10 protein-coding genes are annotated in these 14669 nt (G+C 39.2%); 3 read left to right on the forward strand and 7 right to left on the reverse strand.

From position 1 onward, the window contains the following. Window positions 1-8 precede the first annotated feature (8 nt). The 7 genes from IPL24_07010 to IPL24_07040 all read right to left on the reverse strand — a co-directional run bounded on the left by IPL24_07010 (window position 9) and on the right by IPL24_07040 (window position 12099). Complete coding sequence (locus IPL24_07010) at window positions 9-1205, reverse strand: phosphoribosylformylglycinamidine cyclo-ligase (protein MBK8363434.1); 1197 nt, start codon at window positions 1203-1205, stop codon at window positions 9-11. A 163-nt stretch (window positions 1206-1368) separates the two neighbouring features. Further along, complete coding sequence (locus IPL24_07015; protein ID MBK8363435.1) at window positions 1369-3822, reverse strand: OmpA family protein; 2454 nt, start codon at window positions 3820-3822, stop codon at window positions 1369-1371. Window positions 3823-4193: 371 nt separating this feature from the next. Then, window positions 4194-6383 carry a glutamine synthetase III gene (locus IPL24_07020; protein ID MBK8363436.1) on the reverse strand — a complete coding sequence of 730 codons (2190 nt, stop codon included), beginning with the start codon at window positions 6381-6383 and terminating at the stop codon, window positions 4194-4196. A gap of 1144 nt (window positions 6384-7527) precedes the next feature. Beyond that, window positions 7528-8595: an acyl-CoA desaturase gene (locus IPL24_07025; protein MBK8363437.1), complete on the reverse strand. Its 1068-nt coding sequence runs from the start codon at window positions 8593-8595 to the stop codon at window positions 7528-7530. Between the two features lie 100 nt (window positions 8596-8695). Further along, window positions 8696-10624 carry a DEAD/DEAH box helicase gene (locus tag IPL24_07030; GenBank protein MBK8363438.1) on the reverse strand — a complete coding sequence of 643 codons (1929 nt, stop codon included), beginning with the start codon at window positions 10622-10624 and terminating at the stop codon, window positions 8696-8698. A 113-nt stretch (window positions 10625-10737) separates the two neighbouring features. Continuing rightward, window positions 10738-11721 carry a pyruvate dehydrogenase complex E1 component subunit beta gene (locus IPL24_07035; protein MBK8363439.1) on the reverse strand — a complete coding sequence of 328 codons (984 nt, stop codon included), beginning with the start codon at window positions 11719-11721 and terminating at the stop codon, window positions 10738-10740. A gap of 48 nt (window positions 11722-11769) precedes the next feature. Further along, window positions 11770-12099 (reverse strand): tetratricopeptide repeat protein, encoded by a 330-nt coding sequence (locus IPL24_07040; protein ID MBK8363440.1) that lies wholly within the window; start codon window positions 12097-12099, stop codon window positions 11770-11772. Window positions 12100-12247: 148 nt separating this feature from the next. On the opposite strand from IPL24_07040, the gene IPL24_07045 reads away from it, so the two are divergent. The 3 genes from IPL24_07045 to IPL24_07055 all read left to right on the forward strand — a co-directional run bounded on the left by IPL24_07045 (window position 12248) and on the right by IPL24_07055 (window position 14652). Then, window positions 12248-12985 carry an electron transfer flavoprotein subunit beta/FixA family protein gene (locus IPL24_07045; GenBank protein MBK8363441.1) on the forward strand — a complete coding sequence of 246 codons (738 nt, stop codon included), beginning with the start codon at window positions 12248-12250 and terminating at the stop codon, window positions 12983-12985. A gap of 21 nt (window positions 12986-13006) precedes the next feature. Next, entirely contained in the window at window positions 13007-13984 is a 978-nt protein-coding gene (locus IPL24_07050; protein MBK8363442.1) for an electron transfer flavoprotein subunit alpha/FixB family protein, read from the forward strand. 65 nt (window positions 13985-14049) lie between these two features. Beyond that, entirely contained in the window at window positions 14050-14652 is a 603-nt protein-coding gene (locus IPL24_07055; protein MBK8363443.1) for a bifunctional nuclease family protein, read from the forward strand. The last annotated feature ends 17 nt before the right edge of the window (window positions 14653-14669 follow it).

Here is a 14669-nt window from a genome sequence, read left to right on the forward strand (position 1 = left end):
ATTTTTATTCAATATTTGAATTCTCCATATACTGAAGAAATCGTTAAACTTTTTTCCGATGCCGCTTCGCATCTTCCTATGATCTTTGCATCAATATTAAAACTCTTTGAGATTTCAATTACTGATTCTGCAGTTTCTTTGGAACAATAAATTTCCATTCTGTGTCCCATGTTGAACACCTGGTACATTTCTTTCCAGTCCGTTTTGCTTTCTTCCTGAATCATTTTGAACAAAACAGGTAGCTCAAATAAATTATCTTTTATGACTTTGAGATTCTTATTGAAGTGATTGAGCTTCGTTTGTCCGCCGCCACTGCAATGAATAATTCCGTGAACTTCTTTTCCACAATCTGAAATTATTTTCTGAATGACAGGAGCATAGGTACGGGTAGGAGAAAGCACTAATTTTCCGGCATCGATCTTTTCTGAAATAATTTTCCCGGTCACATCTTTATACGTGACATCAATTTTATCAGTCAACATTTTGCTTCCTGAGTAAACAACTTTATCATTCAATGCATGATCGTATGTCTCGGGATATTTCTTTGCTACTTCTTTGCTGAACACATCGTGACGTGCTGAAGTAAGTCCATTGCTTCCCATTCCGCCATTGTATTCGCTTTCGTAAATTGCTTTTCCGGATGATGCCAGTCCGACAATTACATCTCCAGCCTGAATATTTTTTGTAGTAATAACTTCTGAACGTTTCATTCTACAAACAACTGTGGAGTCGACGATCACTGTTCTTACAAGATCCCCTACATCTGCAGTTTCTCCACCGGTCAAATGAATATCGATATTCTGATCACGAAGGTTCTGAAGAATTTCTTCTGTTCCCAGAATCAATGCTGAAACAACTTCTCCGGGAATAAGATTTTTATTTCTTCCAATTGTAGAACTCAACAGAATGTTATTTGTTGCACCAACACATATCAGATCATCCAGATTCATAATGATTGCATCCTGGGCAATACCTTTCCAGACAGATAAGTCGCCGGTTTCTTTCCAGTAGGCATATGCTAAGGAAGATTTTGTTCCGGCGCCATCAGCATGCATGACCAGACAATGTTCCGGACTATTTGCTAAAAAATCGGGTACAATTTTGCAAAATGCTTCCGGAAAAAGACCCTTGTCCAGACTACTGATAGCAGCGTGAACGTCTTCTTTTGTGGCCGAAACCCCTCTTAATGCATAATTTCCAGACATACCGGTTTGGGTAGATTTAATTGTCTGCAAAAGTACGGAATACTTTGCCCATTTTCTACTTTTTCCGGTCATCATTCATAGGGCAATTACTTTGAAATCAATAAAAAAAGGCAAAAAAAAAGCTGCCCGGACCGGACAGCTTTTAATAATGCATTTTGATTTTTTATTGCAGGATCCTGATTTTCTTTCCCGGACGGAAAGTGTCTTCATCAACCCCTTTGTTTAGTTTTTTAAGATCAGCTGTTTTCATGTTTAATTTTTTCGCAACTGCGCTCCAGCTATCTTCACCTTTTTCAAGTGCACGGAACTTCTTGTCGTATTCAGCATAGTCACCATTAGGAGTGATCTTCAATTCCATTCCTTCAAAAATAACTTCACCTTTCAGACCATTCAATGCTTTAAGGTCTTTAACAGTCATACTGTTCGTTTTTGCAATTGTGTTGTAAGTATCATTCTTCTTCACAACATATAATTCACCGGGAGCTTGTACTGTTGGAGTAGTAGTCGCAGCACCGGAAACAACTTCTCCTGTAGCAGCATCTTTTGCTTCAACTTGTTTTGCAACAGAAGCATCTTCAACAGCTTTTACACCTGATGAATCTACAAGCGTAGCAGTCGGTTCAGTAATATTAATGTCATCAGTTGCAGATTGACCTTTTACATAGTTCGTACGCAATACACGGAACTCTGTACGACGGTTCATCTGATGAGCTTCTTCCTTTAATTTGTTCGTAGAAAGTTTGCCGATGAATTCGTCATTTAATATATCACCTGTTTTAAAGTTACCTCTGTCTTTGTCAAGGTTACGTGGTTGTGTTGCAGCATAACCTTTGAATGAAAGTCTTTCTCTTTCGATTCCCTGAGCAGCAAGATAATTTACAACTGACTCAGCACGCTTTTGAGAAAGCAACTCGTTTGTCATTGGAATAGGGCGTGAATCGGTGTGTGAACCGATCTCAACAACGATCGTTGGATTATCTTTTAATGTTTCAACTAAACCATCAAGAGCTTTTTTTGATTCAGGACGAAGATCCCATTTACCAAGATCATAATATACTTCCGGTAATTCAATTGCACGAAGCGTTGAACGAAGTGCAAAGTCGAAATCACCAATGAAATCTTTTGATTGTTCAAGACCTACTGTAGTAACTTCAATGTATTTGTTCAGGTAATTCGGCATTTGTGCAGAAAGACGGTACGATGTTTCCGGTTTCAGATCGAATTTGTATGCACCTGTTTTATCTGTCTTTAAAGGAATTGATGAACCATCACTACCGAATAATTCAATCGTAGCGCCTTCAACATTTGCTCTTGTATCTGCATCAAATACTTTTCCTGATACTGTGAAAAGAAGTGGAGGTAAGCTCCAAGAATAAATATCATCACTTCCTTTTCCACCATCACGGTCTGAACTTAAAAATCCTCTGTCGCCTGTTGTCTCATCAACAACGAATGAAAAATCGTCATAAGAAGTGTTTACAGGATATTTTAAATTGACAGGCTCTTCGAAATTTCCATTGGCCATCTTTGAACTGAAAATGTCCAGTCCGCCCATTCCTAAATGTCCTTTTGATGAGAAGTAAAGTGTGCTATCAGCTGCAATGAATGGAAACATTTCATCAGCTTCCGTATTGATCTTATCTCCTGCATTCACAGGCGTTCCCCATGTCTTCGCTTTCTTATCGTACTTAGAGATCCAGATATCTTTTCCTCCGCGTCCACCGGACATGTTAGAAACAAAATATAATGTTTGTTCATCTGCTGACAACGAAGGTTGACCGCAAGTTGCACTGTCATCAGAAAGCGGAATCAGCTTTGGTTCTTCCCAAGTCTGTCCTTTACGTTTTGTGTAATATATTTTGCAAGTACCCAATTTCCCTTCATCACAACGTGTGAAGAACATGTCTACTCCTTTTGTATCCATAGATCCACCGCCATCATTCGAACCTGAATTGATAGGCTCAAGCAAAGGCTTCGGGCTGCTCCATTTTCCTTTTTTATCTACAGCAGCTTCAAAAAGATCCTGAAACTTTTCGCCTGTCCAGCCATCATTTTGTTTTCCGATCGATTCCTGTCTTGCAGAAGTAAAAATGATATGTCTGCGGTCTTTGTGAGAATATGCTGCAGAAAAATCTGAGTATTTCGTATTGATAGGTGCAACGTTTAGCACACGGTATCTTGTCGGCTTGTCTTTCCATTTCTGTGCATCCTGACTTGATTTGATTCCGTCTTCACCACGTGGATCGCTTGGAGATTCTTTCTGGAAAGCCGTGTATTGAACAATGGCTTCGTCGTATTTGCCATTCATCTTCAATGCATCGGCATAATGCAAAATAGCTTCCGGGGCTTTGTAGTTTGCTTTGATTGCCTTAGCATACCATACTTCCTGATTCTTGTAATCGTTAGTTAATCGGTACGACTCAGCAACTTTGTAAATTACTTCTGCACGCTTCACTTTATTTTTTTCCTTCGTGAAGGCTTTTTTATAAAGCGCAGCAGCATCATAATAATCGCCTTTGTCAAATGCTAGATCAGCCTGGTATGTTGGGCCGCGTTGGGCAAATGTTAGTGAAGCTGCAAACATCAAAGCTGCAGTCAAAAGCAAACGAAAGTTCATTTTCATCCTTGGGTTAGATTGGGTTGAGCAAAGTATACACTCTACAGCAAAGAAAATAAGAATTTTAATGATTACAAAAGTATTAACGCCCTTTTCAAATAAAATTACGAATCGGTGAATTAACACTTGTGTGCTCTGTTACAAGCACTTACATGCCTGAATTCCACCATTCAACGAAACTGTGTTAAGATTGGTTCACTTTTACAGGTTTCTGTGATTTATCAACTGCTTTTCAAAGGAATTATTCCATAAAAAAATCGTAATCCGAAACCTGTAATTTGTAAAATATCGGCTTCCCAATATCCCTCAAATTACGAATTTCAAATTACGATTCTTGAATTACCAATTACGAATTTTGAATTACGAAAAGCTTATCTGATCGTAACCAACTCCCTATACTTCGCCATCGGCCATATCTCATCATCAACCAGCATTTCAAGGGCATCGACATGGTCGCGGATCGGTTCAAAAAATGCTTTGACTTCATCGCAATAAGTGATAGCTCTTGTGCGGATATTCTCCTGCTTGTTCGCCTTCTTTCTGGCTTCGATCATTTCATCGACCAGTTTGTTGATCCCATTCAAGTGACCGCTGATCTCAGTGATCATCTGCATCTGAGTTTTAGTAGTATCAGCACCGGCTTTGATGTTGTTTAATTTCTCAACGTTACTTGCCAGTTCTGTCTGATATCTCACTGCTGCCGGAATAATATGGTTGATGGCAAGATCACCCATGATCCTTGATTCGATCTGAATCTTTTTGATGTAAGTCTCAAGTAAGATCTCATGACGGGCTTCTACCTCACGATGTGAGAAGATGTTCAGGTCATCGAATAATTGAAGTGTTGACTTGCTTACATATGCATCCAAAGCCAATGGTGTTGTCTGAATATTTGACAGTCCACGTTTCTCTGCTTCTTTCACCCACTCATCTCCGTATCCATTTCCTTCGAAACGGATGTTCTTTGATTCTACGATATACTGACGAAGAACTTTCAATATTGCTTCATCCTTCTTAGTGCCTTTGTCGATCAACTGATCAACTTCTTTTTTGAAAGAGATCAATTGGTTTGTTACAATTGTATTTAATACCATCATTGCATTCGAACAATTTGCCGATGAACCAACAGCACGGAATTCAAATTTATTTCCTGTGAATGCGAATGGCGACGTACGGTTACGATCGGTATTATCTAAAAGGATCTCCGGGATTTTACCAATGTTCAGTTTCAATGCTGTCTTTTCATCAGCCGACATTTTTTTGTCGTTTACCATCTGAACGATCTCGTCAAGTACTGACGATAATTGTCCACCTAAGAAGATTGACATGATCGCAGGTGGTGCTTCATTTGCTCCAAGACGGTGATCGTTACTCGCTGATGCAATACTTGCACGAAGCAGATCTGCATGCTTGAAAACAGCCATGATCGTATTCACGAAGAATGTCAGGAACATTAAATTACTCTTCGGTGTACTTCCCGGTGACAATAAATTCTTTCCTGTGTTTGTACTTAAGCTCCAGTTGTTGTGCTTTCCGCTACCATTAATTCCTTCATATGGTTTTTCATGTAACAATACTTTGAAGTAATGACGACGGGCAACTTTGTCCATCAGATCCATCAACAATGCATTATGATCGACTGCCAGATTTATCTCTTCAAATACCGGTGCACATTCAAACTGACTTGGTGCAACTTCATTGTGACGGGTTTTCAGAGGAATACCTAGTTTATATGCTTCTGTTTCGAAATCTACCATGAAGCTATATACTCTTTCAGGGATTGAACCGAAGTAATGATCTTCCAGCTGTTGTCCTTTCGCAGGCGAATGGCCAAACAATGTTCTTCCTGTTGTTAAAAGATCAGGACGAGAATTCAACAGACTTGTATCGACAAGAAAATATTCCTGTTCGATACCAAGTGTTGCAAAAACCTTCGTTACGTCTTTATCGAAATACTGACAAACTTCTACTGCAGCTTTATCTAAACCATGTAATGCTTTTAACAAAGGTGCTTTATAATCGAGTGTTTCTCCTGTATATGAAACGAAGATCGTCGGAATACAAAGAGTTTTACCGGCAGCATTTTCCATGATGAATGCAGGAGAACTTGGATCCCATGCAGTATATCCGCGGGCTTCAAATGTATTTCTGATTCCACCATTCGGGAAACTTGACGCATCCGGCTCTTGTTGAGCCAATGCATTTCCTGAAAAATGTTCTATAGCTTTACCATCACTTAATTCAAAGAATGAATCATGCTTCTCTGCCGTTAAGCCTGTCAATGGTTGGAACCAATGAGTATAAGAAGTAGCTCCTTTAGTATTAGCCCATTCTTTCATTCCTAATGCAACCTGATCGGCCATCTTTCTGTCGATCTGAGCTCCATGTTCAATGGCTGCAATGACTGCTTTATAAGCATCACGCTGTAAAAATTTCTGCATGGCTTCACGGTTAAATACGTTCACTCCGTAATAATCGGATACCTTACTTGAAGGGGGAGTAACCTTGACCGGCTGGCGGTTCAATGAGGTTTCAAGGGCACGAAATCGAATACTTGACATGTTAGATGTGTGAATTGAGGGTTTATACTATATTTATTAATTATTTGCCAAATGTATCATAAAAATAGGGGGTATGTCAAGAAAAAGTATTTTTTTACCAACACCCCCTAAAATTCAGTGTGAGTTTGAGAAAATAGTGTGGGATTTCTTACAAATGCACTTTTTGGGGTATTTTTTGGAACGGATAAACAGAAGTTATGAACATGTTGAAATTTCATCGAAAAAAGAAGGTCATTTATGCAGAAAGGATAATTAAATCGAAGAATTTTGAATTTTGACGACAATTCTTGATTATTCTTACATAAAATCGCGTTAAGACCTTGTATATCATTAAATAATATGATGAAGAATTTTTCTGAAATATCACTCTTCAAAATAGATGTAATTCGTTCCGGTGAAGTTTAATTTTATTATTCGTAGTGAAAAATTTGAATCAAGGCTCTATATGGGTAAGAGTTCAGGAACAATTCGAACGTTATAAAAACTAATAAACTATGAATAAGATAATATGTATAGTATTAGTATTACTCATAGTTTCCGTAACGGCATGTAATGAGACGAATAAATTGAATAGAATTCCTTGTATTAAAGTCTTCAGTCTGAAATATCCAAGAGCTGGATTCTATCAAATGACAATCTATATTATTTGGTAAATCAAGAATTCCTTAACAAACTTGGAATTAATTACAAAAACTGTTTAGTAGGTTTAAGTAGTGATCAAATTATTTCACTCTTTGGAATACCAAGTGACACGAAGGGCAGTAAAAATTCAAATCTTATTTCTGCATTAGTATATCGTGTTTCTCCTCCATGTGATAACAAAGATCGAGATACGCAATGCACAGAATACTTATTTTACTTAGACTCGCATGGTAAGGTTAGAGACTTAAATTATATTACAATGTTGGGTATTTCGTCCCACTAGTACTATTTTTATTTGCTCAACATTTATTTATTCTAGGTTTCGTTCTTACAAAAAAGCAAGTTTATTACTAGATCAAACATGATAATATAAAATGAAAGATCTGCGATTTCATCTGCGCCTTTTCTGCGTTGATCTGCGGGAAATAATCCCTCACCTATAAAAAAAATCTCCAACAACATTTCTGTTATTGGAGATCTCCTATTGGTATTAAAACCAAAATTATTTATTCCGTCCCAGATTATACAACAACCGCACATGCGATGCTACTGCATGAAAGAATGTCGGATGCTCCAGATAAACTAAGCCGTGACGAGTACATGTATCTTTTACGATCAAACTCAGATTCGGATAATGAATATGAGAGATCTTCGGGAACAAGTGATGTTCTACCTGCTGATTCAATCCGCCGGTCAAGAATGAAAGTAATTTACTGCGTGATCCAAAGTTGGAAGTAGTTCTTACCTGATGTACTGCCCAGTCATTTTCTAAAACCGGCATGTTTGTCGGATCTACAAAATGTGTGTCTTCCACAGCGTGAGCTAACTGGAATACTGTACTGATGTATAATCCTGTTGTAAATAAGAATACACTATAACCAATAATGAAATGAGTAAAGCCTACCATTTCAATAGGAAGTACAACAAAAAATCCTGCGTAAATTATTTTCGTCAACCAGAAACCAAGATGCGTTTTGAAGTCAAACTTAATTCCTGTTTTTGATGAAACCGTCTTTCTGAAATATTTTACCAGATCAAGAATGAAGATCCATAGGAAGTAAGTCAAACCGTAAACTATGAACCAATACAAGAATTGAAATCTGTGAAAGAAATATTTCTTGTGTGATTCACATAAACGCAACAAAGGTTCAGTAGCAATATCATCATCATGTCCGTCGATGTTCGTGAAGGTATGATGGATCATATTGTGTTTAATGTTCCACAGATATGATGAACCACCAAGCATATTCAAAGTTAAAGCAGCAAGTTTATTTACTGTCTTATTCGGAGAATAACTTCCATGACCACCATCATGCATTACATTGAAACCAATTCCTGCTGTCAGCAATCCAAACAATACACACAATAAAATTGCAACCCAGTTTGAAGGAGTGAGGAATACTAAAGTGATATATACTGCCAGGAATGACAACATGTAGAAAGCTGTCTTGAAGTAAAGTTTACCGTTTCCTGTCGGATCAATTTTCTTTTCTGCAAAATATGCATCTACTCTGCTCCGAAGATCGGTGTAGAATTCTGATGCATTTCCGTTGAATTTTATACTTGCCATTGATTAGAGGGATTTTTTCGTTTGGTAAAGGTCACCATTATATCTTAATTTAACGAGTCAATCTGGATATAATTTGAACACCGTTAAGTTAAAACTTTGATTACCACTTCTTCTTTTTTCCGGTGTCAGGACGTTTTTCTCTGTCAGAACCGCCTGATGAACGTCCACCCGAAGCCGGACGGCCTTCACCCCAGCCACGCGATGATTTCTCACCTGCTGTACCTGTGCTGCTGCTTCTGCCTTTGTATCCGCCACCTGAAGATGAATCACGATTGCCTTTGTAACCGCCGCCTTCGCTGCTGCCACCGCGATCTCCGCCGTAACCACCACCTGAAGGTTTTCTGTCTTTGTAACTTGGACGACCACTACCACCGCTGCTTCTACCACCGCCGCCATAGCTTCTTCCGCCACTGCTCGGTTTACGCGTTTCGTTTGAAGAAACTTCTATTCTTACTTTTCTTCCCTGATAGATCTCGCCCGGGAATGTTTCCATTGCATGGCTCAATTCTTTTTCAGGAAGATCGATAAATGAGTAAACACCTTTTACGTCAATTCTACCGATTAAAGTATCGCTGATTTTAAGGATCTCACTTACATATTTCTTCATTGAATTTTCGCTCAATCCATCCATTGAACCCAGGTTGATAAATAACCTTGGACCAGCTGAACGATATCCGCCTGAACTTTTTCCCTGATGCGCAAGATCTACATTCAGATCCGGTGCATTACGGTAAGAATCCAGGAAGCGATTGAATTCAATACTTACAATTCTTTTTAGTAATTCATCTTTTGAAAGCTCTTTCAATTCTTCGAAAGCCGGAGCCAGGAATTTTGCAATCCCCGCTTCATTCACTTTTACTGTATGAATTTTCTTTATCAGGTTCATCAACTGTTGCTCGCAGATTTCTACGGCATCAGGAATTTTACCTAAATGGAATTTCGTTCCGATCTTCTTTTCAATCGTACGGATCTTGTCCATTTCACGGACATTCACCAATGCAATTGAAATACCTGATTTACCTGCACGTGCTGTACGACCACTTCTATGAGTGTAGCTTTCAACTTCGTCAGGTAAATTATAATGAATTACGTGAGTAATATCATTAACATCAATTCCACGTGCTGCAACATCAGTTGCAACTAACACATCCAGATTTTTAGTTCTGTAACGCGCCATTACTTTATCACGTTGCGCTTGTGTTAAGTCGCCGTGTAGTGCATCTGAATTGTATCCGTCTTTTGCAAGAGATTCAGCAATTCTTTGTGTATCAATTTTTGTTCTGCAGAAAATAATTCCGAAGATCTCCGGAACAGAATCTAAAATTCTTTTTAATGCATTGTAACGATCACGTTCGTGAACAGCATAGTAATGATGTTCAATGTTTGAAGCACCATCGTTTTTGCGACCGATAGTAAGTTCAAACGGATTTTTCATGTAACGGCTTGCAATCGTGCGGACTTCCTGCGGCATTGTTGCAGAGAATAACCATACACGACGTTGTTCAGGAAGATGAGAAAGAATCTCGTCGATATCTTCCTTGAAACCCATGTTCAGCATTTCATCTGCTTCATCAAGGATCACATAGCGGATCTCGCCCATGTCTATTGCACCACGGTTGATCAAGTCGAGTAAACGACCAGGTGTGGCAACAACGATCTGTGAGCCTTTTTTGATCTGGCGGATCTGTTGAACAATGTTTGCACCACCATAAACTGCGGTGATGTTGGCTGCACGGTGAAACTTACCGTATTTAGCTAAATCGTTTGCTATCTGCACACACAGTTCCCGTGTCGGTGCTAAGATAAGAGCCTGCGTGGTTGGAATACGCAGGTCGGTGAGTTCAAGAATGGGAAGGCCAAACGCAGCTGTTTTTCCGGTACCTGTCTGTGCAAGTCCGATAAAATCTGTCTCATCGGCCAATAATACTGGTATGGCCTGTTGCTGAATTGGAGTAGGTTCAATGAATCCTAACTCTTGGATGGCTTTCAAAACATTCTCGCCAACTCCTAATTCTGAGAAAGAAAGCATTTTTTGAATATTAAGCCGCAAAGGTACTCTTTTTGTTGTAAATTTTTATGTTGTGTATCCTTCTTGTGTGTTCTGGGAGCCTTTTATCTGTTAAAACTTAAAAATATTATTGCCTATTTAACCAAATACATTACCTCTTTAACTGCCTTCACAACTCGAGCCGGATTCGGCAAATAAGCTTCAATAAATGTCGGTGCATAAGGGAGCGGAACATCCATCCCCATCACCCTCAAAATAGGCGCATCTAAATAATCAAAAGCATCTTTCTGAACTTTGAAAGCTACCTCTGTTGCAATAGCAGCAAGTGGCCATGATTCTTCAACGATAACTAAACGATTCGTTTTCTTTACGGAGTTGATCACCGTTGCATAATCGATCGGACGAACGGAACGTAAGTCGATCACTTCGGCATTGATGTTTTCTGCTGCAAGATCTTCTGCAGCTTTCAATGCGATCTTCATCATCTTGCCGAATGAAACAATAGTTACATCTGTTCCGGCTTTCACAACTTTAGCTACTCCGATCGGAATCAGATATTCTCCATCAGGCACTTCTCCTTTGTCACCATACATCTGTTCGCTTTCCATGAAAATCACAGGATCGTTATCACGGATAGCAGACTTCAATAATCCTTTTGCATCAGCAGGATTGCTTGGAACAACAACCTTTAGTCCCGGACAGTTTGCATACCAACTTTCAAAAGCTTGCGAATGCTGTGAACTCAACATACCTGCAGAACCGGTAGGACCACGGAATACAATGGGAACAGTAAACTGTCCGCCGCTCATACTCATCATTTTTGCAGCAGAGTTGATCACCTGATCGATTGCAACAAGAGAGAAATTGAATGTCATGAATTCAATGATAGGACGTAAACCATTCATTGCAGCACCAACACCAATTCCTGCAAAACCAAGTTCGGCAATGGGCGTATCGATGATTCTTTTTTCGCCAAATTCATCAAGCATTCCCTGACTTACTTTGTAAGCACCATTGTACTGGGCAACTTCTTCACCCATTAAAAAAACACGCGGATCTCTGCGCATCTCTTCATTCATTGCTTCACGTAGTGCTTCGCGGAATTGGATTTCTCTCATAATAAATTTTGTATTCTTTATTTGGGACTGCAAATGTAAAAATTCCTGTTAATCCTCACTCATTTCATCGTTCAACAGATTCAAGGCTGTCCGAAGCTCTGTTAACGTGTGATCATTCTTTTGCTCAAGTGCTTTCCGAATGCCTGTTTCGTAAAAATTTAACGCTTCAGCCTGATATTGAAGTTCTTCCGCAAATTTTCCGGCCATGTAGTAGCTGGCCAGGTATTCCGGACTGACTTCGATCAAGGATTTCAATTGTGAATAAGCTTCATCTGTTCGACCTAAGCTTTTGTATTCCAACGCTAAAGCATATTTGAGGAACTCATCAAAGTGGTCTTCTTTTAAATAAGCTTCTAATAAATTTAATCTGACAGACATGTATGGTTTTTAATGAATTTCGGGTAATTTATTTATTTATCTTCGCGCCACTATTCAGGAAAGATAAACAATTTCGGGAAAAAAGACTTGGAAAAGTCCAATCACGGAAGTTTATCGGTCTTAATCATTTGAAAGTAACAAAACCAACATGAAAATATTAGTTTGTATTTCCAGTGTGCCGGATACTACGGCAAAAATAAATTTTACTCCCGACAATAAAGAATTCGTTTCAGCCGGAGTAACATTCATCCTTAATCCTTACGATGAGATCGCACTTTCAAAGGCTGTTGATCTTGCTACAACAAATAATGGAACAGTAACAGTCATCAATGTTGGTGATCCTTCTACTGATGCTGTCATTCGTAAAGCACTTGCTATTGGAGCAACAGATGCAGTTCGTATAAATGCAATTCCAAGAGATTCTTTCTTTGTTGCCAAACAAATTGCAGATTATGCAAAAAAGAATTCTTTCGATATGATCCTTTGTGGTCGTGAAAGCAGTGATCACAATGGTTCAAGCGTTCCGGTAATGATCGCTGAACTTTTAGAAATCCCTTGTATCCTTTTTGCAAAAAGTCTGACGATAGATGGTACAACTGCAACTCTTGATTCAGAGATCGAAGGCGGAAAAGAAGTGATCACTACTTCAATGCCTTTCGTTGCCGGTGCATCTGAAGGAATGGCAGAATGGAAAATTCCAAACATGCGTGGTATCATGTCGGCACGTACAAAACCACTTACTGTTGTTGAGCCGATTGAAGTTGCACAGAAAGTAAAACTGGTTTCTTATGACAAACCGATTTTAAGAAGTGCAGTGAAAATGATCGCTGTTGATGATGCATCGAAATTATTTGACATCATCCGCGAAGAGAAAAAAATTATCTGATCCATTACAAAAGAAAAAACTATGTCAGTACTCGTATATATAGAAAACGCAGAAGGAACATTTCGTAAATCAGCTTTTGAAGCGATCAGTTATGCATCTGCAATTGCAGCAAAACTTGGTAAGCAATTGGTTGCACTTTCAATTGGAAATGTCAGCAACGACGAACTTGCAAAAGCAGGACAGTATGGAGCAACAAAAGTGTTAAATGCTTCCGGTGATAAGTTAAATACACCAAACACTCAGGCTTACTCAAGCGTAATCGCTGCTGCTGCAAAAGCTGAAAATGCTGAAGTGATCGTTCTCTCTGCATCATTTGCAGGAAAAACAATTGCTCCGCGAGTATCAATAAAACTTGATGCTGGACTTGCAGAAAATGTGGTGAGTCTTCCTGTAATGGATGGAGCTTTCACTGTTAAAAAAGGATCCTTCTCAGGAAAAGCATATTCAATCATTGAAATGCTTGCCGGTGTAAAGGTTATCAGTATGATGCCGAACTCTTATAAGGTTGTTCCTAGTGCACAATCAGCACAAGTAACCGCTTTTGATTTTATTCCTGATGCAAAAGATTTCACGGCAACAGTGAAGGAAAGAGTGAAAGCAGGAAATACAATTTCACTACCTGAAGCTGAACTGGTAGTTTCTGCGGGACGAGGAATGAAAGGTCCTGAGAACTGGGGAATGATCGAAGAACTAGCCAAAGTACTTGGAGCTGCTACTGCTTGCAGTAAGCCGGTTTCCGATGCAGGCTGGAGACCACATTCAGAACACGTTGGCCAGACAGGTATTGCAATCAGTCCGAATTTATATATTGCTGTAGGAATAAGCGGAGCCATCCAGCATCTTGCCGGAGTGAGTTCTTCTAAGGTCATCGTAGTGGTAAATAAGGACCCCGAAGCACCCTTCTTCAAAGCTGCCGACTATGGTATTGTAGGCGATGCTTTTGAGGTGGTTCCAAAGCTTATTGAAGCAGCTAAAGCCTTCAAAGCAAGCCAGAATTAACATTGCGGAGGCGAAACAAATTTTTATTAATTTCGATAAAGTCTAGTGCCGATTGGCATTGAAAAATGAAAAAAATCAAACTTGAAATAATCGGCCTGTCGTACAGCCAAACTCAATCCGGTGCATATGCTTTAGTACTCGGTGAAGACAAAGGCAAAAGACGCTTACCAATTATCATCGGAGCTTTCGAAGCTCAGGCTATTGCTATCGAACTTGAGAACATGACGCCAACGCGTCCGCTGACTCATGATCTTTTCAAAAGTCTTGCTCACTCTTTCAAGATTGAAGTTGAAGAAGTAATTATCTTCAATTTACTCGAAGGAGTTTTTTATGCAAAACTTATTTGCAACAACGGCGAAAAGAAATTAGAGATCGATGCAAGTACCAGTGATGCAATTGCAATCGCCGTTCGCTTTGGTTGTCCGATCTATACATACGAATTCATTTTATCTACTGCAGGAATTGCAACAGATGAAAATACTCCTCTTGAAAGTATCGAAGAACAAGTCGAACGTCCTGCAGGTTCTACAAGCAAACTTTCCGAAAACGAACTCAGCGTTGCAAGTACAGACGATCTGAAAGAAATGCTGAAGAAAGCAATAGACGATGAAGCTTATGAAAGAGCGAGTCGCATTCGGGATGAACTCAATAAGAGAAAGAGCAATTGATTTTAACGAATAACAAA

Source organism: Bacteroidota bacterium (assembly GCA_016711505.1).
GTDB lineage: Bacteria > Bacteroidota > Bacteroidia > AKYH767-A > 2013-40CM-41-45 > JADKIH01.